The 373-nt window shown below is 46.1% G+C and carries 1 protein-coding gene; it reads left to right on the forward strand.

What is annotated here, in order from left to right:
* A partial coding sequence (locus J5F18_RS07825; RefSeq protein WP_346301712.1) for a TetR/AcrR family transcriptional regulator occupies window positions 1-373 on the forward strand: 373 nt, incomplete at both ends.

Below are 373 nucleotides of genomic sequence, written 5' to 3' on the forward strand. Positions count from 1 at the left end.
CATGCAATCGATTGCAGAATTGGCGGGCGTTGGCAAAGGAACTCTGTATCGCCATTTTCCCAATAAAGAAGAATTATTTAAATCAGCCCTCACCCATCAATTGGATATTTTGCGTGAGCGCATGATGCAAGCGCGCGACAGTTATAGCAACCCGTTGTGCCGTCTGTACGCCATGATGCACGCTTATCTCAACTACTTTGACACTCACCCGGATACGGTCGAATTATTCATTCAAGAGCGTGCTGAGTTTGGCCGGGATATCACCCCGCTCTATTTTCAGCGGATGCATGACAACAAATCTGACTGGCTTTTTGTCTTTGAAGATATCAAAAACGCCTATCCGGTGCGCGAGTTTTTAAGTACCGAAGAAATG

It is taken from the genome of Halomonas sp. BM-2019 (assembly GCF_017584085.1).